The organism is Chryseobacterium lathyri (assembly GCF_030812195.1).
Taxonomy (GTDB): domain Bacteria; phylum Bacteroidota; class Bacteroidia; order Flavobacteriales; family Weeksellaceae; genus Chryseobacterium; species Chryseobacterium lathyri_A.
In genome coordinates this window covers 326,405-352,016 of the sequence record NZ_JAUSSF010000003.1, presented here as the reverse complement: position 1 = coordinate 352,016, position 25,612 = coordinate 326,405, and the positions used below count along the sequence as shown (strand labels likewise).

The 25,612-nt window shown below is 38.0% G+C and carries 23 protein-coding genes; 9 read left to right on the top strand and 14 right to left on the bottom strand.

The window, feature by feature from the left end:
* Positions 1–84 precede the first annotated feature (84 nt).
* The 4 genes from dnaK (at position 85) to J2T03_RS16750 (ending at position 7,407) form a co-directional block, all read left to right on the top strand.
* Positions 85–1,983: a molecular chaperone DnaK gene (gene dnaK / locus J2T03_RS16765; RefSeq protein WP_306843484.1), complete on the top strand. Its 1,899-nt coding sequence runs from the start codon at positions 85–87 to the stop codon at positions 1,981–1,983.
* A 277-nt stretch (positions 1,984–2,260) separates the two neighbouring features.
* The gene (locus J2T03_RS16760; protein WP_306843485.1) at positions 2,261–5,182 is read left to right on the top strand and encodes a SusC/RagA family TonB-linked outer membrane protein; all 2,922 of its coding nucleotides are present in this window, start codon (positions 2,261–2,263) and stop codon (positions 5,180–5,182) included.
* A gap of 12 nt (positions 5,183–5,194) precedes the next feature.
* A complete protein-coding gene (locus J2T03_RS16755; RefSeq protein ID WP_307212829.1) occupies positions 5,195–6,733 on the top strand; it encodes a RagB/SusD family nutrient uptake outer membrane protein in 1,539 nt (512 codons plus the stop codon).
* A 155-nt stretch (positions 6,734–6,888) separates the two neighbouring features.
* Positions 6,889–7,407, top strand: coding sequence for a thioredoxin family protein (locus tag J2T03_RS16750; RefSeq protein ID WP_307212826.1), 519 nt, complete (start codon positions 6,889–6,891; stop codon positions 7,405–7,407).
* A gap of 338 nt (positions 7,408–7,745) precedes the next feature.
* Here J2T03_RS16750 and J2T03_RS16745 read toward each other — a convergent pair whose 3' ends face one another.
* From J2T03_RS16745 to J2T03_RS16730, 4 genes are all read right to left on the bottom strand, one after another.
* The gene (locus tag J2T03_RS16745) at positions 7,746–8,141 is read right to left on the bottom strand and encodes a DUF7674 family protein (RefSeq protein WP_306843488.1); all 396 of its coding nucleotides are present in this window, start codon (positions 8,139–8,141) and stop codon (positions 7,746–7,748) included.
* A 48-nt stretch (positions 8,142–8,189) separates the two neighbouring features.
* Positions 8,190–8,321 (bottom strand): hypothetical protein, encoded by a 132-nt coding sequence (locus J2T03_RS16740; protein WP_306843489.1) that lies wholly within the window; start codon positions 8,319–8,321, stop codon positions 8,190–8,192.
* Positions 8,322–8,402: 81 nt separating this feature from the next.
* Positions 8,403–8,759, bottom strand: coding sequence for a DUF7674 family protein (locus tag J2T03_RS16735; RefSeq protein ID WP_306843490.1), 357 nt, complete (start codon positions 8,757–8,759; stop codon positions 8,403–8,405).
* A 4-nt stretch (positions 8,760–8,763) separates the two neighbouring features.
* On the bottom strand, positions 8,764–8,925 hold the full coding sequence (locus J2T03_RS16730; protein WP_307212823.1) for a hypothetical protein: 162 nt from the start codon (positions 8,923–8,925) through the stop codon (positions 8,764–8,766).
* Positions 8,926–9,340: 415 nt separating this feature from the next.
* Between J2T03_RS16730 and J2T03_RS16725 the strand changes: the two genes are divergently transcribed.
* Together J2T03_RS16725 and J2T03_RS16720 are read left to right on the top strand one after the other, a co-directional pair.
* Complete coding sequence (locus J2T03_RS16725) at positions 9,341–10,354, top strand: nucleoid-associated protein (RefSeq protein WP_306843492.1); 1,014 nt, start codon at positions 9,341–9,343, stop codon at positions 10,352–10,354.
* Positions 10,355–10,415: 61 nt separating this feature from the next.
* On the top strand, positions 10,416–11,375 hold the full coding sequence (locus J2T03_RS16720; RefSeq protein WP_307212821.1) for a hypothetical protein: 960 nt from the start codon (positions 10,416–10,418) through the stop codon (positions 11,373–11,375).
* A 75-nt stretch (positions 11,376–11,450) separates the two neighbouring features.
* On the opposite strand, the gene J2T03_RS16715 is transcribed toward J2T03_RS16720, so the two are convergent.
* From J2T03_RS16715 to J2T03_RS16695, 5 genes are read right to left on the bottom strand one after another with little or no spacing between them, the layout of a single operon-like run.
* On the bottom strand, positions 11,451–12,206 hold the full coding sequence (locus tag J2T03_RS16715; RefSeq protein ID WP_307212819.1) for a succinate dehydrogenase/fumarate reductase iron-sulfur subunit: 756 nt from the start codon (positions 12,204–12,206) through the stop codon (positions 11,451–11,453).
* A gap of 12 nt (positions 12,207–12,218) precedes the next feature.
* Positions 12,219–14,135 carry a fumarate reductase/succinate dehydrogenase flavoprotein subunit gene (locus J2T03_RS16710; RefSeq protein WP_307212817.1) on the bottom strand — a complete coding sequence of 639 codons (1,917 nt, stop codon included), beginning with the start codon at positions 14,133–14,135 and terminating at the stop codon, positions 12,219–12,221.
* A 12-nt stretch (positions 14,136–14,147) separates the two neighbouring features.
* Positions 14,148–14,804: a succinate dehydrogenase cytochrome b subunit gene (locus J2T03_RS16705; RefSeq protein ID WP_307212815.1), complete on the bottom strand. Its 657-nt coding sequence runs from the start codon at positions 14,802–14,804 to the stop codon at positions 14,148–14,150.
* A 17-nt stretch (positions 14,805–14,821) separates the two neighbouring features.
* A complete protein-coding gene (locus J2T03_RS16700) occupies positions 14,822–16,252 on the bottom strand; it encodes an anion permease (RefSeq protein ID WP_307212813.1) in 1,431 nt (476 codons plus the stop codon).
* Between the two features lie 21 nt (positions 16,253–16,273).
* Entirely contained in the window at positions 16,274–17,434 is a 1,161-nt protein-coding gene (locus tag J2T03_RS16695; protein WP_307212810.1) for a porin, read from the bottom strand.
* 565 nt (positions 17,435–17,999) lie between these two features.
* On the opposite strand from J2T03_RS16695, the gene J2T03_RS16690 reads away from it, so the two are divergent.
* From J2T03_RS16690 to J2T03_RS16680, 3 genes are all read left to right on the top strand, one after another.
* On the top strand, positions 18,000–20,189 hold the full coding sequence (locus tag J2T03_RS16690; RefSeq protein WP_307212809.1) for an ATP-binding protein: 2,190 nt from the start codon (positions 18,000–18,002) through the stop codon (positions 20,187–20,189).
* A gap of 27 nt (positions 20,190–20,216) precedes the next feature.
* A complete protein-coding gene (locus J2T03_RS16685; RefSeq protein ID WP_307212806.1) occupies positions 20,217–20,768 on the top strand; it encodes a biliverdin-producing heme oxygenase in 552 nt (183 codons plus the stop codon).
* A gap of 116 nt (positions 20,769–20,884) precedes the next feature.
* On the top strand, positions 20,885–21,811 hold the full coding sequence (locus tag J2T03_RS16680) for a malate dehydrogenase (protein WP_307212803.1): 927 nt from the start codon (positions 20,885–20,887) through the stop codon (positions 21,809–21,811).
* Between the two features lie 149 nt (positions 21,812–21,960).
* Here the strand turns inward: J2T03_RS16680 and J2T03_RS16675 are convergent, their stop codons facing one another.
* The 5 genes from J2T03_RS16675 to J2T03_RS16655 all read right to left on the bottom strand — a co-directional run bounded on the left by J2T03_RS16675 (position 21,961) and on the right by J2T03_RS16655 (position 25,545).
* Positions 21,961–22,500 carry a hypothetical protein gene (locus J2T03_RS16675; RefSeq protein ID WP_307212799.1) on the bottom strand — a complete coding sequence of 180 codons (540 nt, stop codon included), beginning with the start codon at positions 22,498–22,500 and terminating at the stop codon, positions 21,961–21,963.
* Positions 22,501–22,537: 37 nt separating this feature from the next.
* Positions 22,538–23,461: an alpha/beta fold hydrolase gene (locus J2T03_RS16670; protein ID WP_307212797.1), complete on the bottom strand. Its 924-nt coding sequence runs from the start codon at positions 23,459–23,461 to the stop codon at positions 22,538–22,540.
* Positions 23,462–23,578: 117 nt separating this feature from the next.
* Positions 23,579–24,091, bottom strand: a complete 513-nt coding sequence (locus J2T03_RS16665; RefSeq protein WP_307212794.1) for a hypothetical protein — start codon at positions 24,089–24,091, stop codon at positions 23,579–23,581.
* Positions 24,092–24,117: 26 nt separating this feature from the next.
* On the bottom strand, positions 24,118–24,486 hold the full coding sequence (locus tag J2T03_RS16660) for a hypothetical protein (RefSeq protein ID WP_307212792.1): 369 nt from the start codon (positions 24,484–24,486) through the stop codon (positions 24,118–24,120).
* Positions 24,487–24,807: 321 nt separating this feature from the next.
* Positions 24,808–25,545, bottom strand: coding sequence for an SDR family oxidoreductase (locus J2T03_RS16655; RefSeq protein ID WP_307212787.1), 738 nt, complete (start codon positions 25,543–25,545; stop codon positions 24,808–24,810).
* Between the last annotated feature and the right edge of the window lie 67 nt (positions 25,546–25,612).

Genomic DNA, 25,612 nt, shown 5'->3' with positions numbered 1-25,612 from the left:
TTGTCACAAAAAAGGATATGGTACAGATATTGAGAAATTGAGAGTGTAAATTAAAATATAAAAATTAGAAAAAATATAAATATTATGAGTAAAATAATTGGAATTGATTTAGGAACAACCAACTCATGTGTTGCTGTAATGGAGGGTAAAGACCCTGTTGTTATCCCTAACGCAGAAGGTAAAAGAACGACTCCATCTATTGTGGCATTCACGGAAGATGGTGAAAGGAAAGTAGGGGATCCTGCAAAAAGACAGGCTGTAACGAATCCAAAGAAAACTGTATACTCTATCAAAAGATTTATCGGTACTCATTTTAAGGAAGATGCTAAAGAAATTTCAAGAGTGCCTTATGAAGTAGTAGCAGGACCAAATGATACTGTAAAAGTAAAAATTGACGACAGAGAATATACACCACAGGAAATTTCTGCAATGACGCTTCAAAAAATGAAGAAGACTGCTGAAGATTATCTTGGACAGGAAGTTACAAGAGCGGTAATCACGGTTCCTGCATACTTTAACGATGCACAGAGACAGGCTACTAAAGAAGCTGGAGAAATCGCAGGTCTTAAAGTAGAAAGAATCATCAACGAGCCTACGGCTGCTGCATTGGCTTACGGTTTGGATAAAAACCATAAAGATCAAAAGATTGCTGTATACGACCTTGGAGGGGGTACTTTCGATATCTCTATCCTAGACCTAGGTGATGGTGTATTCGAGGTATTATCCACTAACGGTGATACACACCTAGGAGGTGATGATTTTGATGATGTGATCATCAACTGGATGGCAGATGAATTCAAATCTGAAGAAGGAGTAGATCTTAAAACTGATGCTATCGCACTTCAGAGATTAAAAGAAGCAGCTGAAAAAGCAAAAATCGAGTTATCTTCTTCTGCTCAGACAGAGATCAACTTACCATATATTACAGCTACGGCTACAGGTCCTAAGCACTTGGTAAAGACTTTAACTAAAGCTAAATTCGAGCAATTGGCTTCAGATTTAGTAAGAAGATCAATGGAGCCGGTAGCAAAAGCATTGAAAGATGCAGGCTTATCAACTTCTGATATTGATGAGGTAATTTTGGTAGGAGGTTCTACAAGAATCCCGATCATCCAGGAAGAAGTAGAAAAATTCTTTGGTAAAAAACCGTCAAAAGGAGTTAACCCGGATGAGGTAGTAGCTGTTGGAGCAGCAATTCAGGGTGGGGTACTGACAGGAGATGTTAAAGATGTATTGCTTCTTGACGTTACACCGCTTTCTCTAGGTATTGAAACAATGGGTTCTGTATTCACGAAATTAATTGAAGCAAACACTACGATCCCAACTAAAAAATCTGAGGTATTCTCTACAGCTTCTGACAATCAGCCGGCTGTAAGCATCAGAGTAGGACAGGGAGAGAGACCAATGTTCAACGATAATAAAGAGATTGGAAGATTTGATCTTGCAGATATTCCACCGGCACCAAGAGGAGTTCCTCAGATCGAAGTAACTTTCGATATTGATGCCAACGGTATTCTAAGCGTTTCTGCTAAGGATAAAGGAACTGGAAAAGAGCAAACGATCAAGATCCAGGCTTCTTCAGGTCTTTCTGACGAAGAAATTGAAAGGATGAAGAAAGAAGCTCAGGAAAACTCTGCAGCAGATGCTAAGAAAAAAGAAGAAGTTGAGATTTTCAACAAAGCTGACGGATTGATCTTCCAGACTGAAAAGCAGTTAAAAGAATTCGGTGAAAAATTGTCTGCTGATAAGAAAGCTGCTATTGAAGCAGCTCACGGAGAATTGAAGACAGCTTTTGAAGCTAAAAATGCAGATGACGTGAAAGCTAAAACAGAAGCTTTAGATGCAGCATGGATGGCAGCTTCAGAAGAATTGTATGCAGCAGGACAGCAGGCGCAGGGTGCAGACGCAGGAGCTCAAAACCCTGGAGGTAATGCGGGAGGTGCTGATGATGTGCAGGATGCAGACTTCGAAGAAGTAAAATAATTACTGGATAAACAGTAAATTAAATAATTTCAGAATCGCTATAAACGAAGTTTATAGCGATTTTTTGTTTCAGAAAGTTCTTTCATCTTATGAATTAAATATTCCATAAAACTATTAAATCAAAAATTAATAACGATTCATTATTTCTCTTCAATGAGAGTATTAGCAGGTAACTACAGGATAGCTGTATTTTTCGATAACTATACTTTTATAAAACGAACAAATTGAAAGTATACAAAGTAATGGTAATTTTTTTTTAATAATTAATAACCGGTCTATGAGAAATACAATATTAACACTGGGGCTTTTAGTCGGTACTGCAGGATTTATCTTTGCGCAGGAAAAAAAAACGGCTGCGAAGGCAAACGATACGATACAGCCAAATCCGAATAATAAAACGAAGGATATAGAAGAAGTCGTAATCATAGCTTACGGTACACAAAAAAGAGGCGAAGTTACGGGATCTGTAGGCAGAGTAAGCGCCGAAAGTTTTAAAGATCGCCCCATCGCAAGGGTTGATCAGGCATTAACTGGTCAGATTGCCGGTGTAAAAACCCGTGCAACATCCGGAAAACCAGGCGAATCGTTGGAAATCCGGGTACGTGGAACAGCTTCAATTTCCGCAAGCAATTCACCTGTTTACGTTGTGGACGGAATGGTGGTAGACGATATGGCAAACATTTCGCCGGATGATGTGCAATCGATTGAAGTGTTGAAAGATGCGGCATCTACAGCAATGTATGGATCCCGAGGTTCCAACGGTGTGGTTATCATAACAACAAAGAAAGGGACAACGGGAAAACCTTCATTTAGTTTTTCCCAATATTATGGAGTTCAGACGATTGAGAAAAAACTGGATATTATGACCAGTGCAGAGTGGATCGATTATGCAACTGAAGCTATTAATAAAAAATGGGTTGCTTTAGCTCCGGGTAATTCAGCATCGGATAGTTATGCAGTAAGGGCAAATTATTTTGGTTTAGCCAATACCACAGATTATAATCTTGCCAATATCAATTTTATGATCGATCCAAGATGGGGTACTAATCAGGTTGCTAATATTGATTGGCAGGATGAATTTTATCGTCCAGCTGCAATTCAAAGTTATCAATTGGCAGTGCGTGGCGGAAATAAAAATGTGAAATACATGATCTCAGGAGCCTATTTTGATCAGGAAGGTTTGGCAATTAATACAGGGTTTAACAGATTTAATTTAAATGCGGTTATCGATGTCAATATTTCAGACAAATGGAAAGCCGGAATTGCGTTGCGACCAAGTTACTCACAGAGTTACGGAGCCACAGTAGATGGAAAAGACAATCTTGCCCATAAAATGCTATCAATGGTTCCTGTAGCTGAATTAAGTGCAGGTCTTTACACTAATTTCTGGAAAAATACAAGGTACAGATGGGCCGGTTCTACGCAAAGTCCGATCGGACTCATGGAAAATACGACCAACGATACAAATGAATTTCGTTTACTGTCCAGTTTGTATGTGTCTTATGACATTTTACCAAATTTGAATTTTAAAATTTCGGGAGGTGCAACAAATAATTTTAATATAAATAATGGCTACACTCCAACCTTTGATTTAATCACGAATATTCCCGGGCAGGTAAGTATTGCGAGCCGAAGAACAGTTAATTATAATAGATATTTGGGTGAAGGTTTGTTAAGTTATAAAACAACCTTTGGAGAATCTCACAGCGTAAATGCGATTGCAGGTTACAGTGCAGAAAATTATAGGACAACCACTCAGTATAACCGAAACAAAGGTTTTCCGAATGATGATTTAAAAACATTCAACTTTACACAATCTGCATCGGTGCTTAATTCAGAATACACCGCTTCAGAATGGATGTTGATTTCTATGTTTGGTCGTGTGAATTATGATTATAAAAAGAAATATATGTTATCGGCAAGTATCCGTAGAGACGGGTCTTCGAGATTCGGATGGAATAATCTTTGGGGAACATTTGCAGCATTCGGAGCTGGTTGGAAGGTAGACAAGGAAGATTTCTTAAAAGATGTAAAATGGCTGAATAATCTTAAGCTAAGATACAGCTGGGGAGAAAACGGAAACAATTCTATTGGTGATTATAGGGCATTTGGAACACTTGCAGGAGGAAATTATTCTTTTGGAGGAAACTTATCAAATGGCTTAATCCCCAACACAATTGCAAATCCTAATCTTACCTGGGAAAAAACGCAATCCTCTGATTTTGGTTTCGAATTAGGATTATTTAACAGAATCGACTTTACAGCAGATTATTATATCAAAAAAACCAATGATCTTCTTCTGGAAGAACCGATTCCTTCTATATCAGGATATAAAACAATGTGGAAAAACGTTGGTTCGGTTCAAAACAAAGGATTGGAATTAGAATTAAGCACAAAAAATTTAATCGGAGAATTCAAATGGAATACTTCTGCTAATATTGCATTTAATAATAATAAAGTATTACAGTTAGGAAGTAATAACAAACCGATTCCCACAGGTTATAGCGAAAGCACCAATATTATACAGGTAGGACAGGAACTGAACGCATTCTATCTTTATGAAGCGATAGGTGTATTATCTACGGCAGATATCAACAATACAAGTGTTGCAAAAACAAATGGAGCAATTGCCGGAGACGTTAAATACAGGGATGTAAATGGAGATGGTGTTATCAACGAAAAAGACCGTCATATCATCGGAGGTCCGACTCCTGATTATTATTGGGGATTCACCAATACATTTTCTTTTAAAGGGTTTGATCTTTCTGTGTTCTTCCAAGGGCAAAAAGGAGGTTACAGCTATGCATTATTAGGTCGTGCAATCGATCGTACCAGTATGGGAACGACAACAAATGTAATGGGAAATTGGGCAAATCGCTGGCGTTCCGATGAAAATCCCGGAGATGGGAAAACCCCAAGATTGGACGGTACTACAGGAAGTCTGCTGGATACGAGATGGTTATATGATGCAACGTATATCCAATTGAAAAATGTAACACTGGGATATAATTTTTCTCAAGATCTGGCGAGTAAGCTTAAAATTTCAAATCTTAGAATTTATGTTAGTTTAGAAAATGTCTGGCGAAAAGATCATTATTACGGAGGGTACAACCCGGAATCCGTACAATCAGACGGAACTGATTACGGAGCTTATCCTAATGCAAAGGTGTATATGATGGGCTTAAACTTTAACTTTTAAAATTTTAAAAAAATGAAAACAACTTACACAAGAAATACATCTCTTTTACCATTAAATAATAAAACTTTTAAAAAGATATTAATTGGAGGAATATTAACATTAGGAATGATTAGCTGTGAAAAAGATTTAATGTTGGAACCTGAAAACAATATCACCCAAACTTCTTTTTATACGACAGAACTCCAAATCAGTCAGGCGCTCTCAGGAGTGTATTCTGCCATGATAAATTCATCTTCCAGAGGAGGTTTTGATGTCAATTTTTATTTATTGGCATCAGAGGTTCGTTCTAATAATTTTAATGCAATCTCACAAAACGGAAACAGAGATTATTACGCAATCAACCGTTTTCAGGATACTTCTTCAACGGAAGAAGTGGAAATTCTTTGGGAAGATGCCTATCAATTGATTTCCTATGCGAATTATATTTTAGCCAGAATCGATGCCGTTCCTTTTGCAGATCCTGCTGTAAAAGAGCAATACCGTTCCGAAACCCGTTTTTTAAGAGCTTACGCTTATTTCGAGCTGATGCGTAATTTCGGAAAAGTTCCTTTAGTGGACCGTCCCGTGAGTCCTGAAGAAGCGGCTTCTATCAAAAGAACAGATTTACCGACACTTTATAATTTTATCACTTCAGAAATTGAGGCATCTGTAGATGGTTTAAAAAATACGTATGACGCAAAAAATAAAGGTAGGATCACAAAATCGGCTGCTCATGCGATGTTAGGCAGAATATACCTTACAGGAAATGGTTATCCTCTCAACAATAGCTCTTATTTGCAAAAGGCAAAAGACCATTTATATACTGTAATTCAAGGAGAAGGGCAATATGTAACTTTCGCACCTAATTATGCAGATCTGTTTAAAAGCGCAAATGATAACAAATACCATATTTTCGAAATCCAGCATATCAGCGGCGGTTTATCGCAAGGTTCTTATTTACCAAGTTATGTTTCACCAACTTTTGGGAGTGCAGATCCTTTATACAACGCACAAGGCAGCTTATACAGTTCTGCTGAATTAGGAGTTTCTCAATCATTGATTAATGCTTATGAATCGGGAGATTTAAGACGTTCTTTAACCATTAAAACTCAATTCATAGCACAAAACGGACAGCCAGACAATGCCAATTATTTCGTGAAATTTCGTGAACCGGGATTGGTCATCACCAACCGTTATGACTGGCCTATTAATTTCCCGATTATCCGTTATGAAGATGTTCTTTTAATGTATGCGGAAGTTTTAAATAATGAAGGAAATACGAGTGGAGCCGTTCCTTTTGTGAATAGAATTCGTCAAAGAGCAGGACTAAGCCCACTTTCTGCGTCTATTTCAAGTACTGATTTTACGACAGCCCTTCGCAAGGAAAGAAGAGTGGAATTTGCCGGCGAGGGTATTTACTGGCACGATCTGGTACGTTGGAATACGGCGGTAAGTGTTATTAATCAGGCTGCTGCAGAACTTAATTATAATTATACGATTACAACAAATGATTATCTATACCAGATTCCTTTATCTCAAGTTCAGGTAGCAGGATATGAACAAAATCCTTAAAATATTTTAGGTTTTATATAGGATCCCCGAGCGGCAGCGAGGGGATTTTTTGTTATCATTATTTAGAATCTACTTTTTCAAGTAAGAGAATTTTGATCTGAATAAAACAGAAAATCTTAAATTAGTATAATTTTTAACTCAAAAAAATAATTCAAATGAAATTTTCGAAGATACTTTTTCTATTAGGACTCATCTTATTTCAATTAAATTTCGCTCAGGAAAAAGCGGATATTGTCTTAAATAAAGCCCTTACCGAAGCCAAAGCCCAAAAGAAAAATGTTCTGCTTGTATTCCATGCTTCATGGTGCGGCTGGTGTAAGCTGATGGAAAAAAATATGAACCTTCCTGAAACGAAGCCTATCTTCGATAAAAAATTCGTGACGACTTATATCGATGTTCAGGAAAGAGAAGAGAAGAAAAAGCTTGAAAATCCCGGTGGGCAGGAACTGATGAATAAATATAAAGGAGAAAATGCCGGACTTCCTTTCTGGCTGGTCCTAAATCCAAAAGGAGAAGTGCTTGCAGATTCTTTCGACAGTAAAGGGGAGAATTTAGGATCACCCGCAACTCCTGAAGAAGTGTCTTCCTTTCTGGCCAAGCTGGAAAAGAGCTCAAAAATGAACAAAGAAGAACTTCAGATCATCCAGAAGGTCTTTGTGAAAAAAGATAAATAAGTAAAACCTCCCCGGCATCAGTCAGGGGAGGTTGTTATCAGATCAAGTAAATGTATGAAAGGATATTTCTAGGATCTGATAACACATCGTCAAAATTTGTTAGTTTTTATAATCAATAGCAGACTAAAGATTAGTATCTCCGATAGTTATCAAGTTTATCGGGAAATTTTTCAAAATTACACATTTTACACCGTATAGTGAAATATATTTCGGTGAAAAATCTGTCAAGCATAACAATGTTTTTCGCTAAATCTTCGCTTTTTCAAATTTCGAAAACTTCAAATAAAAGCTCCTCAGACAAAATGCCTGAAGAGCCTATTTACAAATTAAATTATTCCTTATTTACCGAAGAAAATCTCGTCCTGTTTCTGTTGCTCATTATAAATAAGCTGAAAATTATCAGGCATGTTCTGATAAAGGAGCTTCCAATGCTGGGTCTTGGAATGCTTTTTAAAACTCTCCAGGGATCTTACAAACAGGTTTTCGATGACGGTTCTTACATAAGAATCACCGTTTCTGTAGATCCAGTCCATCAGCTTAATGTGATGGGCTACAATGTAGATTTTCGATTCCTGCAGCATATCCTTCAAATAATTGATGGTAGCCTGGATAACGCCTGCAAAGTTTTCCTGAACAGATAACTGTGTGATTTCATTTCGAAGTGGCGGATAGAAAAATTTTAAGTATTCAACGGCTATTTTCTTATTTATAGCCTGCATTTGTACTTTCATCATAACTAATATTTTTCAGTACTTATCTTGCAGCCAAATGTGTACCAAAATTTACAGCATGGCAGCAATAATAAAAACGCCTATGATCACAGCAATGTGAGTAAGCAATACCTCTGTATTGTGTCTGTTAGTCGTTGTTTTCCATGTTTTCCAGTCGGAAATTCTTCTGATTTTTGTTTTCATAACCTGTTGATTTTTAGCTGTTTTAATTTTTAGACAAAATGTGCTTTTGTAATGAAACACATAAAAAATGTAATAAAAAATTTATATGCCATGATTGTAAATCTGTTTGGAGTAGGTCTGCTGTAACTCCTTTGAAATGTGACTGAAAATCACTTTTCTGTATTCCCCACTGCAGAAAGATGTAAAATTGTCCAGAGAATAAATAAAAATTCCTTCTACTGCATTTTTTAAAGCAGTATCTCCGTTTGTGTAAATTTTGTCCATCTTTTGAAGGCTTTTGAATAAAACATTTCTGTCATTCTGTCGGACCATACTTTTGATTCGTTCTGTGAAAGTACGGATCATGCTGTATGGGTTCTGTGCCTTGTTTTTTGTAAGTTCTTTTTCAAAGTCAGGAATAATCTCAGTAATTTCCTGGACAGCTTCTGAATAGTTCATATAATTAATGATTTTGTTCTAAAAGTTTAATGATGGCTCCAAAAACGAAAACGGTCAGAAAAGCCATGAGAAGCACATGATAAGGTTTTAACCATTTCGGAGTTTCAGGTCCTCTGCTTTTTAATCTTCTTAACTTGTCAAGGCGGTTTAAGGTCTTTAGGTCCATTGTGTATGTTTTGAAGATCATGAAGCCAATGGCGTTCCTTTGAAAATAGATTTTATTTAATTATTTAAAAATCAGATTGTTGTGTGTTTTGTGTGAGTGGCATATTCGAAAAAAAACATGTCAAAATGATAAGGTTTTTATCAAAACGAAATGAAGAAACTTCTTTTATGATTTAATTATCTGTATGAAATATAATCTGCTCTATTTGAAAAATCTGCGAGAGATAAAAAAATATACTCTTTTTTATAAAAATTAAAAATATCAGCAGATTTTGCAGATGGAGCAGATCTTTTAAATATTTTTTGAACAGCAAACAAAACTTAATGTTAAATCAACTTTTTAGTTTTTGGGATCATTTTATTTATATGATAGAAAGAATAGAATGAATATCTTTGCACTCCAAATTATTCAGGACATGTTTTCAAAAATTATAGTACACCGAGTAGGAAATAAAATCAACGGAGAATCTTTAACGCTGTCTCAGGAAGAGCTGAAGCTGGAAGAAGGAATGGCAGAATTGCTTGAAGATTACTTTTTAGGCTCTTTTAAATCAGAAGAGACCTTCAATTTTTACAGTGACACGTATTTGGTCAATAATCCTGTCTACAGTTCCGTTTCCGAGATCTTTGAAGACAAAGCAAAGTTCCTTTGGGAATCTGAAAATATTGCAAAACATCTTTTTGAAGCGGCTGAAAACCCAAGAGTTCAAGGCGGGGAACTGTTTATTGTTCTTTTCGAGGAAGAAAGCGACCGTCCGGATAAAGTAGATAAAATCGGGATTTTTAAAACAGAAAAGAGAGAATCTTTCCTGAAGATTTCTCCTCAGGAAGAAACTTTTGACATAGAAAAAGACCAAGGAATCGGTCTGTCTAAAATTGATAAGGCAGCTTTGATCTACAACAATAATAAAGAGACCGGATATGTACTTTCTGTGGTTGACAATAACAAAAACGGAGATATGTACTACTGGTTCGAAGATTTCCTGAAAGTAAAACAGCGTGACGACGAATATTTCCACACCCAGGAAGCCCTGATGGTTTACAAAGATTATATCACGAAACAGCTTCCACAGGAATTTGAAGTTTCCAAGGCAGATCAGGCAGATTTTTTAAATAAATCCATTAATTTCTTCAAAGAAAAAGAAGAGTTTAAACTGGATGACTTTACCAATGAAGTATTGGGAGACCAGCATGTGATTGAAAGTTTCGTGAATTTCAAAACGGATTACGAGCAGGATATGCAGGTGAACATTGCTGAAGAATTCCCGATCAGTGAAGCGGCAGTAAAGAAAACCCAGCGTCATTTCAAAAGCATTATCAAACTGGATAAAAATTTCCATATCTATATCCACGGCGACAGGCAGAAGCTGGAAATGGGTGAGGACGATAAAGGAAAATACTACAGACTTTATTTCGATAAAGAAGTTTAAAGAGGAAAGTCCGTTAAAGAATAATATCATAACTTTATATCGCACCGCAAAATAAACAGTTATGAAATTTATGATCATTTTCTGGACACTCTATATGCTTTTTTTCTGCATACCGTTTCCGATCTTTATTTATCTGACGACTTCGGAAATAACAACGGAACCGAGAAATACATTGGCAGTGAGCTATGTATATCTCGGTTTTTCTTTGCTGATATGGCTGTATGTTTTAGTTTTTCTGATCAACAATCTTCTCATTAAAACTTTTAAGGAAAAAAATACCATCAGTCATATTGTTCAGAACGGACTTCCGAGGGAAGCGGAAATTACAGATTATAAGCTTGTAAAATATAATCCCGGGACCAATATCAATCTGATCCATATTGTTCTTTCTTTTCGGAATCTCAGCAATACACTGATCCGGCACGAAATGATGTTCTATGATACAAAACCTCTGGAAAAAAGATTTGATGTTGGAAAAACGGTTAAGCTTCTTCTGAATCCTGATATTTCGAAAGAACCCTATTTTATTCTAAGCGGGGCACAGACCAAATTTAAAGTTAAAAATATGATCTTGAGGATTGTAATTGTGGTTTTCATGATTGCTTATGTCATAGGACTTTACAGCTATTTTTACCTGAGGGAATCATTTGATTTCGGCTGGAGGTTCCTTACCTTTATGCATCCGATTATTTTCAGTGGGGTCATGTTCCTCTTAACCCTGTTGGTATATAAGCTGATTGTTGGAAAACTTATAAAGAATAAAAAAGAAGAGCAGATCCTGTTTGCCGGGAGAAGTGCTTTAGCACAGATCATCAGTGTCACTCAAACCGGATTGACGGTAAATGATCAGCCCCAAATTATGTTTCAGGTTAGTTTTAAAGATACTAAAGGCGCTGAACACATTACAACTTACAAAAAAATTGTACGGCTTCTTGATCTTTCCTCTGTCCCAAAACAGGGAACCGTGGAAATCCTGTACAACGAAAATGATCCTAAGAAAATAACCATACCGGGAGTTTAGAACGAAAATAGAATAATAAGCAAAATAAAAATAGCGGAGAAAGCAAATTGCCCTATCCGCTATTTTTATTTTCTTTTATTTACTCTTTCTTCTGAAAAACAGTGCCCTTCCATACTCATAATTCATCCGGGCGATATTCAGGACAGAAATTCCCTGAGGACATTCCACTTCACAGGCTTCCGTATTGGAGCAATGCCCGAAAAGTTCATGATCCATCTGAGTGACCATATTCAGGACACGTTCGCTCCTTTCTTCTTTACCCTGAGGAAGAAGGACCATATGAGTAATTTTTGCGGAAGTAAATAAGGCAGCACTTCCGTTTTTGCAGGTGGCTACACATGCACCACATCCGATACAGGCTGCAGAATCAAAAGCTTCCTCAGCTATTTGATGGGTAACTGCTATCGCTGTTGCATCAGGGGCCTGGCCTGTATTCACCGAGACAAATCCGCCTGAAGAAATAATTCTGTCAAAAGCAGACCGGTCTACTTTAAGGTCTTTCTTTACCGGGAAAGCTTCTGCCCGGAAAGGTTCGATTAAAATGGTTTCACCGTCTTTGAAAGACCGTAAGTGAAGCTGGCAGGTCGTTGTATTTTTTAAAGGGCCGTGGGCAATTCCGTTGATCATCATACCGCACTGCCCGCAGATCCCTTCCCGGCAGTCGTGATCAAATTCTACAGGTTCGTCGCCTTCAGTAATGAGTTTTTCATTTAAAGTATCCAGCATTTCCAGGAAAGACATATGAGGGTTCAGTTGTTTCAGATCATAACTGACCAGTTTTCCTTTGCTCTCTCTGTCTTTCTGTCTCCATATCTTAAGATGTAAATCCATAATTTCTGTTTTTTATTTGTAACTTCTTACGGTAGGCTGTATTTCCTCAAATATCAGCGGTTCTTTGATCAGTTCAGGTTCAGTACTTTCGCCTTTCCATGCCCAGGCAGAGATAAACTGATATTCGGTATCGTTTCTAAGTGCTTCTCCGTCCGGGGTTTGAAATTCTTCGCGGAAGTGGGCACCGCAGGATTCATTCCGGGTTAAGGCATCATAACACATCAGTTCCCCGATCTCGAAATAATCGGCAACGCGGCCCGCTTTTTCCAGTTCTGAATTCATTTGGTTCCCTTGTCCGGAAACTCGTACATCCTGGTAAAATTCCTGTTTTAGTTTCCTGATTTCTTCTATCGCGTATTTCAAACCCTCTTCATTTCTTGCCAGTCCGCAATAATCGTATAAAAGTTTTCCTAAAGTTTTATGAAAATAATCAACCGTTTTGGTTCCCTTGATATTGATGAAACCTTGAATCTGTTCTTTTACCGCTTTTTCTGCCACTTCAAATTCAGAAGCATCCGGTGAAATTTCTCCGGTGTGGATCTCATCGGCTAAATAATTGGCAATGGTATAAGGAGCAATAAAATAGCCGTCTACAGAAGCTTGCAGAAGGGAATTAGCGCCCAATCTGTTGGCTCCGTGATCCGCAAAATTAGCCTCTCCCAAAGCAAAAAGCCCAGGAATGGTAGTCATCAGTTCATAATCTACCCATAGACCACCCATCGAAAAGTGGGCAGAAGGGGAGATCATCATCGGTTCATTATAGGCATTATATCCTGTGATCTTAAGATACATATCAAATAAATTTCCGTATTTCTCCTGGATCTTTTCCTTTCCCTGTTCTCTGATCGCCTTGGAAAAATCAAGATAAACAGCATTTTTCAGAGGCCCGATTCCATAGCCGGCATCAATTCTTTCTTTGGCAGCACGGGAAGAAATATCTCTCGGAGCCAGGTTTCCAAAAGCAGGATACCGGCGCTCCAGATAATAATCTCTTTCGTTTTCCGGAATATCATTGGGTGGTCTGGTTTCCTCAGCTTTTGAAGGGACCCAGATTCTTCCGTCATTACGTAATGATTCTGACATTAAAGTTAATTTAGACTGATAATCTCCTGATTGCGGAAGGGAAGTAGGATGTACCTGAATCCAGCTCGGTGAAGCCATTAAAGCTCCTTTCTTATGAGCCCGCCAGATTGCAGACCCGTTACAACCCATTGCCAGGGTTGAGAGATAATAAATCTTTCCATAACCTCCGGTTGCGAGAACAACGGCATGTGCAGCATGTCTTTCAATTTCCCCGGTATCTAAATTTCTGACAATAATTCCTCTTGCTTTGCCATCGATCATGACCAGATCAAGCATTTCATGTCGAGAATATAGTTGCACGGTTCCTTTTCCAACTTGCCTCATCAGCGCCTGATAGGCTCCCAGAAGCAGCTGTTGCCCGGTTTGTCCCCTTGCATAAAACGTACGGCTCACCTGAACCCCACCGAAGGAACGGTTGTTGAGGTAGCCACCATATTCACGTCCGAACGGAACCCCTTGTGCTACGGCCTGATCGATGAGGTTTAAAGAACATTCTGCCATACGGTAGACATTTGCTTCACGGGCTCTGAAATCTCCGCCTTTCAGTGTATCTGCAAACATTCTGTAAACGCTGTCACCATCATTTTTATAATTTTTAGCGGCATTCACGCCACCTTGCGCGGCTACAGAATGAGCTCTTCTTGGACTGTCCTGGAAACAGAATGATTTGACATTGTAACCCATTTCGCCCAGGGAAGCAGCAACGGAGCTTCCTGCCAGCCCGGTTCCTACTACAATAACGTCCAGCTTTTTACGGTTAGCAGGATTGACGAGCTTTGCTTTCTTTTTATAATTATCCCATTTTTGTTCCAATGGGCCCTGTGGTATTTTTGAATTTAAGATCATAACTTTTCTGTTTTAATGGGCAGTAAAGAATACGTAAACGGGCATCAGTGCAAAACCTATACTGATAATGACTGAATAGACAATTCCCGCGGTTTTAAACCATTTCACAAATTTGGGGTGAAATAATCCCAACGTTCTGGCTGCACTGTGAATTCCGTGGATCAGATGATAGCATAAAGCTCCCATTGATAATATATAAATGATGACGTACCACCATTCCTTGAAAACCGTTACGACAAGAATGTACAGATCCTTATTTCCGTTTTCATCCAGCGGTGGGTTTCCAAATTTGTAGACATACCAGAAATTCTGAAAGTGAATCACCAGGAATATCAGGATCAGGGTACCGAGAATTCCCATATTTCGGGAATACCATCTACTCGCTCTGTCGCGTTTTTCCGACTGATAATTTCCGCCAGATTTTTTATTTTTCAGGGTAATGACCAGTCCGTCCAGAGCATGCAGGATAATACTTGCATACAGAACATATGAAACCATTTTGATCGCAATGTTGCCGGACAGAAAATGCGAATAGGCATTAAACTGAAGGTGCGCCTGCTCCGGTGGAAGAAACAGCTGGAGGTTTCCCAAGAAATGAATCAGCAGGAAGAAGCTCAGAAAAAGTCCTGTAAGGCACATCAGCATTTTTCTTGACAAGGTTGACAGCATATTTTTTATTTAATTGATTAATAATATCCTAAAACTTTCATCCAAAGTCCTCCTACTCCCATATAGATGATGAGTAAAACAATTCCGATTTCAAGACCTCTCAGCCACCAGGCTTTCAGTTCAACATAACCGCTTCCGTAGAATACCGGAGCAGGGCCATGGCCGTAATGGGTAAGCACTCCGTAAATTGAACCTAAGAAACCAAGCATCATAGCTAACAGCATAGGCGGAATTCCTAAAGAAACGCCAACTCCTAACAAAGCTGCATACATGGCAGCCACGTGAGCTGTTGCGCTCGCGAAAATATAGTGACTGAAAAAGTACACGACAATGATCACCGGAAAGGCTACTTGCCAGCTTAATCCGCCTATTTTTACTTTGATAAGATCACTGAACCAGCCGATGAAACCCAGCTCATTTAAAGAACTGGCCATCATCACCAGAACCGCGAACCACACAATCGTGTCCCAGGCTCCTTTTTCTCCTTTGATATCTTCCCACGTCAGTACGGAAGTAAGAAGTAACATGGTAAGTCCAATGAAAGCCGTTGTCGTAGCATCAATTGACAACGCTCCTCCAAATATCCAAAGTGCTAATAGAATGAAGAATGCCAATAACATCAGCCATTCATTTCGGGAAATAGGCCCCATTTCTTTTAGTTTTTGAGCGGCCATTTTCGGCGCATCCCCTGTTTTTTTCAGTTCAGGCGGATATAATTTGTATAAAACCAAAGGAACGACAAAGAAAGCCACCAATCCGGGAACGAAGCCGGCGGCAGCCCATGACATCCAGGTGATATTGATCCCTAAATTCGCTGCAAATTTCTGACACATTGGGTTACTTGCTGTTCCGGTAAGAAACATGGATGAAGCGATGAGGTTCATATAATAACTGTTGAGCGTAAGGAAAGAGCCCAATTTTCTGTGAGTTTCCGGTTTTTCAGGAACTGAGTCAAAACTTATGGCCATAGATTTCATGATAGGGTAGATAATTCCGCCACCTCTTGCTGTATTACTGGGAATGGCAGGAGCCAGACATACATCGGCCAGTCCAAGTCCGTAGGCTAGTCCCAACGAGCTTTTACCGAAGATTCTGATGAATAAAAAGGCAATCCTGTTCCCCAATCCGGTTTTGATAAATCCTCTGGCAATAAAGAATGAGATCCCGATCAGCCAGATTACCTTATCTCCAAAACCTGACAATGCTTTCGTAATGGATTTTCCTGCATCTCCGGGAGCGACTACCTGCGTAAGCGCTGTAAATGCAATGGCCATCATACACATAGTGCCCATAGGAGCTGCTTTGAGGATAATTCCTAAAATGGTTGCCGCAAAAATAGCAAACAGATGCCAGGCGTTTTCAGTGACCCCTTCAGGAGCCGGAATAAACCATATGATCAATGCAATGGCAAACGTTATCGCGATATTTTTGATATTAATTTCTTTCATGATCTATAAATATTTAAGCGGTTAAAATCTACTTTGTACCTGAACTATAAACAGATTGTTATTATATTGTGATGTATTTTCTACCTGATGTTTGTAACGGTCGAACTGTACGCCCAGCTGGATCCTTGCACCGTAGTTTTTCAGGAATTCCAGTCCGAACATAGGAGTTATGGTCTGTCTTGGATTGGAGCTCAGTCTGAAATTGGTATCCAGATATTCATATCGGCATGACAGCTCGAAGGCACTGAGGTTTTTATGATTGATCTCGTATCTCAGATTCGGGAGGAAATAGGCTCCGCGGATCAGATACTGATCAGGATTGGAGGCTCTGAGTTCCGGATCGATGGTATTGTAAAGGACATGATTGGTTGCCTGTTTGGCTTCCAGCTGCATATCAAGGCTCCATTTCGGATCAAATCGGATCAATGAGCTTAGGTCAATACCTACTGCATATACTTTTTTGCTCGAAACTTCACCGATTCCACCATTCAGCCCGACATTAAAATTGTATTTTTTAGACAGACCGAAAACCAATCTCGTAGAATATTGCTTTCCATTATCATTGTCATTGATTTGATTCTTTCCGTTCCCATTGACGACTGATACAGCATACTGGAAAGGGATTGGGCCCAGTTGAAGCTGCCCAGTTGCTGAAAGTCCGATCTGGAAACTTGTCCAGCCGAGTTTTCCGAATTCTGTATACTGATTAGACCAATCCAGAGACTTGATGATGTCAATAGGATACGTCTCCTCAATTCCGAACCAGGGCCGGAACTGTCCGACAGTAAAGGCTAATTTAGGGTTGAAAGTATATTTCAGATAAGCATTTTCCAGGACCCTGCTTTTGGGGTCGTTTTTAAAATCAGCAAAATTGGCGAGTGCCACGACTTCTGTTCTTTTGCTGATTTGTGCACGTACCTGAACCCTCATATACTTGAGCATAAAATTATTGCTGGTTCCTGATCCGTCCGCATGATGCAGGCCGTTCACATCAACATCTTCGGTCATACCTACGAGGTAACGTGCCTGAAAAAGTCCCTTAATCTGAAGTACAGGATATTTCACATGATCTTCTTCCTGTTTATCGGGGCGGAGTGAGTCCTGGATCTGTGCATTAGCTGAAAAGGCTGCCAGCAAAGCGAATAATAGCAGGCTTCTCTTTTTTTGCGAAAAAAAGGTCATAGTACTTGTGTTTAATGATTATTATTTAAATCCCGGGAATCTGAAAGGTACTTGCTCCAAATTATGAATAAGTAGTGATCATAGTATTTTCGGGATCTTTATATGCTTTTCGTATACTAGTCTCATCATTGATTTCGACTCCTAATAGGCAGCGAGGGGTGAGGATAATTAAAGGGAACTTTTTCATAGTCGTGTTATTTGAATTAAAATGAATATTCTATTGAAAATAATGTAAAAATTTAATATTTTATAATCGTATTCATTATTTGGTGATATAAATTTAATAAATTTTGCTTAATTAACATAATTATTTAAGATGCTAATCTGAAATCATGCAATGAATCATGATCAGAAAATTAAACTTGATTTACTGCAAAATTTTTAGTATATTATAAATTGAGTCTTTTAATCGATATTGAAAAAAGAACAGTAATTGAGCTGAAAATCAGATCAATTAAGCCTGTTGATTGCAGGAATAGTAATGCTTTCAATGCTTTTGCTATTTAATACCACAAAGTAATATGCCGTTAAAAAAATCGTTATATTTGATAGATCAAAAAAATATATGAATTTTGTAGAGTGTCATGAGGAACCTATCCATATTCCTGGGTATATACAAAGTTTTGGATACCTGATTGGCATTGATGCAGAATCTCAATCCATTACTTTTTTCAGCCAGAATATAACGGATATATTCAGAATCGGAAATGCGGAACAGCTTTTTGAAAGAAATCTTGTTGATTTTCCCGAAATCTTCCGAACCGTTATTGATTCTGATCTTTATACTTCCATGCATGACTTTATAAAAAGAGAAAATGAAACCCATTTTGATAAAGTATTCATTGGCGGAAAAGAATATCATTTTTCCATTTTCAGAAGCGGCCAACACATTTTTCTTGAATTTGAAGCTGTGCTGGAAAATCCCAATAAGCGTATTTCCAATAAATATGATAATTTTTATGTTATAGATAATGAAAAGGATCTGTGGGAACAGTTGCTAAGTACGCTTTCTAAAATTGTGAATTATGACCGGATGATGGTTTATAAATTTATGATGGACGGCTCAGGAAAAGTGATTGCAGAAAGAAGGAATGATAATATGGAGAGCTATCTGGGGCTTTATTACCCTGAATCTGATATTCCAAGACAGGCCAGAGAGCTTTATTTAAAGAAAAGAAAAAGGATATTCAGTAATGTATATGCTGAAACGGTTCCGCTGATAAGCCGGACGAATGAAAATATTGATCTTACTTTTGTGGCTTCAAGAGGAATGTCGCCTATTCATGGGCAGTACATTAAAAATTCCGGAGCTTCTTCCAGTTTCAGTGTGTCTATTATTATTGAGGATCATCTTTGGGGTCTGGTTACCTGCCAGAACTCGGAGGCCAAGCATATTGATCTTGAAGACAGGGTGCAGGCTGGGATTTTTACAGCTCTTGCTTCCAATGCCTATTCTTCATTTAAATCTAAAAATGAACTGAAATACCGACTGGAGCTGAACGAAAAATCGTCACAGTTGAAAGCAGAATTTTTAAAGCATAACAATCTTTTTGATTCTCTCGCAGATAATAAAGGAAAGATCAGAAAGCTGCCTGAGGCAGACGGTTTAGCTATTATTTCAGAAGGGAATACAGTTACTGTTGGAGTGGTTCCTGAAAATAGAATTATTGATACCATTGCCCATTGGGCTCTTGAGAATACTGCTGAAAGTATTTTTGTGAGCAGAAGCTTTCTTAAAGATTATGGAGAGGAGCTGGAATTGGATGGAAATGCAGCCGGAATCATTATTTATTTTATTGAGAGGAGCAAAAAGGAAATGTTGATCTGGTTCCGCAAAGAGTTTGATGAACATATCGACTGGGCCGGAAATCCCGAGAAGAAAATAGAAGTATTATTGCAGGGCGGTAAGGAAATACAGATTGTTTCACCAAGGACCTCTTTTCAGATTTTTACAGAAAATATCAAAGGGAACTCAAAGAGATGGAATTCCAGAGATATCATTTCGGTACAGGCTGTTCGCGATGTGATCCTGGAGACCTCACACAAACAGTACAATGCGATCAAAGCACTGAATAATGAGCTTAGAAAGGTGAATGAAGAGCTTGACAGTTTCTCTTACACGATTTCTCATGACCTGGGAACTCCTTTGACCGTAATGAAGCTCAATGCACAGATGCTGCTTTCTAATTTTGAAAAAACAGAAAAAAATAAAAATAAGCTGAATTCTATTGTTGAAGAAATCGACAATATGGCCGAAATGATGCATGATGTACTGCAGCTCAGCCGTGCGAAGCACAGCGAGATAGAGCTGGAACGCCAGCAGCCTTTGAACATGATCCAGAAGATATCGGAAAATGCAAAGATCACTTTTGATAGTCCGAAAAGCATAATCACTATTAAGGATTGTCCTGATGTACTTGCGGATAAAACAATGCTTCATCAGGTATTTTTAAATATCATCAATAATGCTGTAAAATATTCATCTCATCAGGAAGAACCTAAAGTGGAAATCCAGGGAAACGAAGAAAGTAATATTGTTGTATACAGGATCTCAGATAACGGTATTGGAATTCCTGAGCAGGAAAAGCATAAAATGTTCAAAATATTCAACAGGATGGATAACGCTAAAACATTCAAAGGAAATGGAGTCGGGCTGTCTATTGTGCACAGGATTATGAAACGACTTGGAGGAAATGTGGATTATGAGAGCAATAAAGAGGGGACATGTTTTATTTTAACGTTCAAAAAACCGTAAATTTGGGAAACTTTAAACCCCTATTTTATGGTATCAGAATATCTTAAGCAAAATACAGCGGAATATCACGATGCTGCGGAAAAACTTTTCAATTCTGAAAAAATTTTTAATAAGACCTTCACATTAGAAGATTACAAAAAGATTATCAATACAAATTATCTGATGCTTCTTCACAGCGAAGATAAAATATTCAGAAGTCTTTCTGGTAAGTATTCAGAAAAGCTTCAGCTCAACAGCAGAAGAAAGCTTTCCCTTATTGAAAAGGATCTTGAAAGCCTTTCTCTGGAAAATCAGGATGCTTCCCACAGCCTTGAGTTTAACAGCGAACACGAAGCTTTGGGAGCAATGTACGTGATCGAAGGTTCTACTTTAGGTGGAAATGTAATTGCCAAACAGCTTTCTAAAACGGAAGGTTTTGATCATGTGACCTTCAATTTCTTTGGATGCTACCAGGAAAATACGGGATCCATGTGGAAGAGCTTCAAAGAGGTTTTAGATACTGAAGTTACCGAGGAAAATTACAATGAGGTTCTGTCGGGAGCAAAAAAACTATATACGTTTTTACTGAACGTCAATTAATTTCAACGAAGCTTAATTAAATTTCTGAAAAATTGCCCACATTTTCAGGAATTGTTAAATTTGGGCGTTTCAATTTTTAGACTAAACTAAAAAATAATTTAAAAAAAGTATACAATATGAAAGTAACTGTAGTAGGTGCAGGTGCTGTAGGCGCAAGCTGTGCAGAATACATCGCAATGAAAAACTTCTGTTCAGAAGTAGTTTTAGTAGACATTAAAGAAGGATTTGCTGAAGGTAAAGCAATGGATTTGATGCAGACTGCATCGCTTAACGGATTCGATACAAAAATTACCGGAACAACAGGAGATTACAGCAAAACTGCAGGCTCTCATGTAGCAGTAATCACTTCAGGTATTCCAAGAAAACCTGGAATGACAAGAGAGGAACTGATCGGTATCAACGCTGGTATTGTGAAAGAAGTTACTGAAAACTTAGTGAAAAATTCTCCGGAAGTTATTATCATCGTAGTTTCTAACCCGATGGATACTATGGCTTATCTGGTACACAAAACTTCAGGTCTTCCTAAGCACAAGATCATCGGAATGGGTGGTGCATTGGATTCTGCAAGGTTCAAATACAGGTTGGCTGAAGCATTGGAAAGCCCTATCTCTGACGTAGACGGTATGGTAATCGCTGCACACAGTGACACAGGAATGCTTCCATTATTAAGCAAAGCTACAAGAAACGGTGTTCCTGTAACTGAATTCTTAGATGACGAGAAACAGAAATATGTAATTGAAGAAACAAAAGTAGGAGGAGCTACATTGACTAAATTATTAGGAACTTCAGCTTGGTATGCGCCGGGTGCAGCTGTTTCTGTAATGGTTCAGGCGATCGCTTGCGACCAGAAAAAAATGATCCCTTGTTCTTTAATGCTTGAAGGTGAATACGGACAAAATGATATCTGCCTAGGTGTTCCTGCTATTATTGGAGCAAACGGTGTGGAAAAGATTGTCAACGTAACACTTACTGCAGATGAGCAGTTAAAGTTTGCTGAAGCAGCCAATGCTGTGAGAGAAGTGAACGGCGATCTTAAGTTTTAATTAATTTAAGCTTTATATATTGAAACCGCGCCTGGAGGGCGCGGTTTTTTAGCTTTTTCAAAACAGTCTGAATGATTAGATAGGCTTATATAAGTGTCTCCTGAAAATTCATTTTTCAGATTCATTGTTAATATTTTAGACTATACTTTCTATGATTTAGGAACTTGAAAGAGTACTATAATTGTCCAGATCTGAAGAATGGTCTGTGCAATGCTTAATATTCCTAATACAGGATCAGATAATAAGTTTAAATAAATGGACTGAATTCCAATCAATCCAATTAGAAAGATGATTAGTAGAACGTATTTGATCCAATCAGTTCCCTTGCTTGCCAGATATCCCATTCCGAAGATAAAGGCTAAAGTGGCTATAGCACCGGTGATAGAGGATGGTGAATTTAAAGATTCATAAATCCAGATCATATTTCCAATACCTAGGGCTCCTGACAAATACATTAGATTCGCAGCTTTGGTATGGTTGGGGTGTATGATTGCTTCTTTGTGATTTTGTATTGATGAGATGGAGGCGCTAATCCGTTCTTCCTCTTCAGCGCTGAATATTCTTCCCCTTGACTGGAGAATTTCTGATGCGTATTTAACGGCTTCCGGAGTAAAGCGACTTTCAGGATTTATGTATTGTTCGAGCTCCTGATCTGACATTTTTTCTAGGATATTTCTATTGGTACTCATTGGGGTATTTAAACGTGAGCAAATTTAATAAAAGTTATCACTTCCATTGGTGTTTATTCACAAACCCCCATACTGTCTCCGCAAATTCCCTGTTCTTTTCATAATACAAAAGATGTCCTCCGTTAATAGAAACTACTTTCTGATTCGGAAACTGAAAGGTTTTGTAATGCTGTGTTCCTACGGCTTTATCTTTTTTTCCGGTAATAATTAATGTCGGAACCTGAATGTCTTTTGTGATCGGCGCATGATCGATATAATATTCCGGGAAGTCTTTAGGTTTTGAGATCACAGCCATACCAAAATCTATGATCCTTGGATGAAGGGAATCTATTTTGTCCATCTGCCTAATAGTTTCAATATCCTCGGTGAGAAATTTATATCCGATTCTTTTCTTTCGTAATGCCGCACTTATTTTTGAAAGTTCTGCGGAAAGACTATCTTCAGGAACAGCTTTATTGGGTTTCTTGAGAAGACTGTTTCCATATTCGATCTGTTCTTTCACGGATTCATTATTCAGGAAATGGAGGGTAATATTGGACAGAATAAGCCCTTTTGTATGCTGAGGATACTTTTTAGCATAATTCACAGCAATAATTCCTCCGAAAGAATGGGCGAGCAGAAAAACTTCATCCATCTTTAAATGTTGTCTCAGCTCTTCAATATCCTGAACCATTGCATCCAGATGATAATTTTCCGATTTTTCCGATTCACCGGATCCTCGCTGATCCATATAAATCATTTTCATATTTTTTTCCAGAGCACTTCCTCCTAAAAGCTCAAATGACGAATATCCCTGTCCCGGACCTCCCGGAACATAAATACAGGCTTCTCCTTTTCCTGAAATTTTGTATTTGATCTTGACGTGATCTGACGTCTCAAAGAAATTATCAGGATCATGGTTCTGAGCTGTGACAGTAATCAAGGATATGAAGATAAATATAAATAATTGGATGGCTTTCATATAATAATAACAGCTGAACCATAATATTTATTACTTTAGATCAAATTACCTTTAACCTATAAAAAAGCAGGCTCAATAGTTGAACCTGCTGTGATATTATATCTGTTATGATTTGTATTAATTAATGAATACAACCACGTTATTTCCTAAATAGTTCCATGTTGCAGTAATACCGCTTGCTGTCGAGCCGCTAAAAACTCCATGATGGCTGTCAACATAGCCACAGTCTCTTGCGAGATGTATCATTTCACCATTTGAAAAATTAAGACGTACTGATTGCCAGGAAGTAGGGGTAGCGATCACAGGTGGAACAGTAACTCCTGCAGATATATTATAGATCTGGCTGGGAATTCCTATTGCCTCTGAAATTACGGCCCACTGATTGATGGCAGGGGTTACCAGATGGCTGGTATTATATTGTGAGTAAACCACTGTGGATGCCGGAGCTAATGATGTTGCAGAATTGCCTTCCACAATAGGCTGGCAGTCTATGGGATAGCTGTTGTCATTGGTGCCTATCAGATTGTAGCTGACACTCTGGGTAGAGAAATTATAAATAGTCATGCTTCCTGTCTGAGCATATGCGAAAGTTCCAATTAATAGTAAAAGGAATAATGAAATATTTTTCATATTGATTGGGTAATTAAAGCTTAAGGTTATAAAGAAGAATTCGTGTAATTATCATGGAAAATTTCCATAGCCCATAATATGATTTTGGTCTTATCACCATGGGTGGTTTTTTCAATTTGCTCATCCTTTATTCCCGTAGATTTTATAAGAGATTTTGCGGCGGGAAGCAGGATATCCTTTCTTTTCTCACTTAATTGAGGAAATTGATATTCAGAATTCTGCTTTTCTTCGCTCATGGGAAGATCTTTAGAGGTATTCATGGTTGTAATGGCACGCTTGAAATTCTGAACAGCATCTGTTTTCAGAGATTCCTGGGCCACAGTTGGAATGCTTTCATTATTGCATGATGTCAAGAAAAAGGTACACGCAATAGCAAACAAAAATGTTTTTTTCATAGTAATTAATATTAATTTAGTTTACTATAAATATATAAAAAATAAATTATATTTCATTTTTTAGTGATAAAAATACTTTTATTTTTAATTATTGATTAATTAATGGTGTTTATTTTTCGTTATTTAGCATTGGGTGTTGGTCGGATATTCTGTTCAGTAAGAATTTTAGCAAACCGGTTAATAACTTGGGGCACATTCAGCTCATCTGCAATAAAATGATATTTTTAAAATTTAAATAAAAAAATGTAGAATGGATAGCAGCAAAACTGCGGGAGAAGAAAGGATCTTCTCCCGCAGCGAACAACCGGTATGTAAAAAAAATTATCCGTTCATCATGCTAAAAGCTTCTTCAGAACCTGCAAAAAAGCTGTTGTACAGAACCTCGGTATTTCCTACACGGATTTCATAGGTATCATGCATAAGAGCATTTACAAAGCTGTCTGCTACCTCCGAAGCAGGGATGCCATTCTCCTTGCCCCCGATTTCTGCGGAAAAATCTGTATTAACAAGAGGTGGCATCAATTCAAAAACTTTAATAGAAGTGTCTTTTGCCAGCTCATGCCTTAATATTTTGGTGTAAGAATGAAGAGCCGCTTTAGAATCAGAATAAGTAGGAACATGCGAGCCCGGAGCAAATGCTACAATAGAAGAAACATTGACAACTGCGGCGTTTTCCTGCTGTTTCAGTAAAGGCAGTAACTTTTCAGTCAGACGGATGGGCGCAAAATAATTGGTTTCAAACTCAGCGACTGCCTTGCCGTAAGTGTCTGAGGTATCAGAAATTGTATAAGCATAGGCATGCCCTGCATTGTTGATCAGAATATTCAGTTCGCCGAAATTCACTTTAATTTCCTCAATTAAGCGGTTTACATCTTGTTCATTGGTAATATCAGCCTGAATAGTAAAAACATTTTCGAGCCCTTTTGCTGCTGTGTCAAGCTTTTCTTTATTTCTTCCCGCAATAATAATTTTGTTAGAGCTGTTCAGTGTTTTTGCAATTTCTAAGCCGATTCCTGAGCCTCCGCCAGTGATTAAAATCGTGTTGTTGGTAATGTTCATAACATTTTAAGTATTAAATTAATAAGTATTTTATATTGTACTAAATAGTACATAATTGAATAAAAAA

What these genes read in the sequence shown, in the direction of transcription:
- J2T03_RS16720 (WP_307212821.1), top strand. Translation starts at nt 10,416, where the DNA reads ATGAAATTTATGATCATTTTCTGGACACTCTATATGCTTTTTTTCTGC.
- J2T03_RS16710 (WP_307212817.1), bottom strand. Translation starts at nt 14,135, where the DNA reads ATGATCTTAAATTCAAAAATACCACAGGGCCCATTGGAACAAAAATGG.
- J2T03_RS16735 (WP_306843490.1), bottom strand. Translation starts at nt 8,759, where the DNA reads ATGAACTATTCAGAAGCTGTCCAGGAAATTACTGAGATTATTCCTGAC.
- J2T03_RS16665 (WP_307212794.1), bottom strand. Translation starts at nt 24,091, where the DNA reads ATGAAAAATATTTCATTATTCCTTTTACTATTAATTGGAACTTTCGCA.
- J2T03_RS16685 (WP_307212806.1), top strand. Translation starts at nt 20,217, where the DNA reads ATGGTATCAGAATATCTTAAGCAAAATACAGCGGAATATCACGATGCT.
- J2T03_RS16700 (WP_307212813.1), bottom strand. Translation starts at nt 16,252, where the DNA reads ATGAAAGAAATTAATATCAAAAATATCGCGATAACGTTTGCCATTGCA.
- dnaK (WP_306843484.1), top strand. Translation starts at nt 85, where the DNA reads ATGAGTAAAATAATTGGAATTGATTTAGGAACAACCAACTCATGTGTT.
- J2T03_RS16730 (WP_307212823.1), bottom strand. Translation starts at nt 8,925, where the DNA reads ATGGACCTAAAGACCTTAAACCGCCTTGACAAGTTAAGAAGATTAAAA.
- J2T03_RS16750 (WP_307212826.1), top strand. Translation starts at nt 6,889, where the DNA reads ATGAAATTTTCGAAGATACTTTTTCTATTAGGACTCATCTTATTTCAA.
- J2T03_RS16680 (WP_307212803.1), top strand. Translation starts at nt 20,885, where the DNA reads ATGAAAGTAACTGTAGTAGGTGCAGGTGCTGTAGGCGCAAGCTGTGCA.
- J2T03_RS16755 (WP_307212829.1), top strand. Translation starts at nt 5,195, where the DNA reads ATGAAAACAACTTACACAAGAAATACATCTCTTTTACCATTAAATAAT.
- J2T03_RS16675 (WP_307212799.1), bottom strand. Translation starts at nt 22,500, where the DNA reads ATGAGTACCAATAGAAATATCCTAGAAAAAATGTCAGATCAGGAGCTC.
- J2T03_RS16740 (WP_306843489.1), bottom strand. Translation starts at nt 8,321, where the DNA reads ATGAAAACAAAAATCAGAAGAATTTCCGACTGGAAAACATGGAAAACA.
- J2T03_RS16760 (WP_306843485.1), top strand. Translation starts at nt 2,261, where the DNA reads ATGAGAAATACAATATTAACACTGGGGCTTTTAGTCGGTACTGCAGGA.
- J2T03_RS16715 (WP_307212819.1), bottom strand. Translation starts at nt 12,206, where the DNA reads ATGGATTTACATCTTAAGATATGGAGACAGAAAGACAGAGAGAGCAAA.
- J2T03_RS16690 (WP_307212809.1), top strand. Translation starts at nt 18,000, where the DNA reads ATGAATTTTGTAGAGTGTCATGAGGAACCTATCCATATTCCTGGGTAT.
- J2T03_RS16705 (WP_307212815.1), bottom strand. Translation starts at nt 14,804, where the DNA reads ATGCTGTCAACCTTGTCAAGAAAAATGCTGATGTGCCTTACAGGACTT.
- J2T03_RS16725 (WP_306843492.1), top strand. Translation starts at nt 9,341, where the DNA reads ATGTTTTCAAAAATTATAGTACACCGAGTAGGAAATAAAATCAACGGA.
- J2T03_RS16670 (WP_307212797.1), bottom strand. Translation starts at nt 23,461, where the DNA reads ATGAAAGCCATCCAATTATTTATATTTATCTTCATATCCTTGATTACT.
- J2T03_RS16745 (WP_306843488.1), bottom strand. Translation starts at nt 8,141, where the DNA reads ATGATGAAAGTACAAATGCAGGCTATAAATAAGAAAATAGCCGTTGAA.
- J2T03_RS16660 (WP_307212792.1), bottom strand. Translation starts at nt 24,486, where the DNA reads ATGAAAAAAACATTTTTGTTTGCTATTGCGTGTACCTTTTTCTTGACA.
- J2T03_RS16655 (WP_307212787.1), bottom strand. Translation starts at nt 25,545, where the DNA reads ATGAACATTACCAACAACACGATTTTAATCACTGGCGGAGGCTCAGGA.
- J2T03_RS16695 (WP_307212810.1), bottom strand. Translation starts at nt 17,434, where the DNA reads ATGACCTTTTTTTCGCAAAAAAAGAGAAGCCTGCTATTATTCGCTTTG.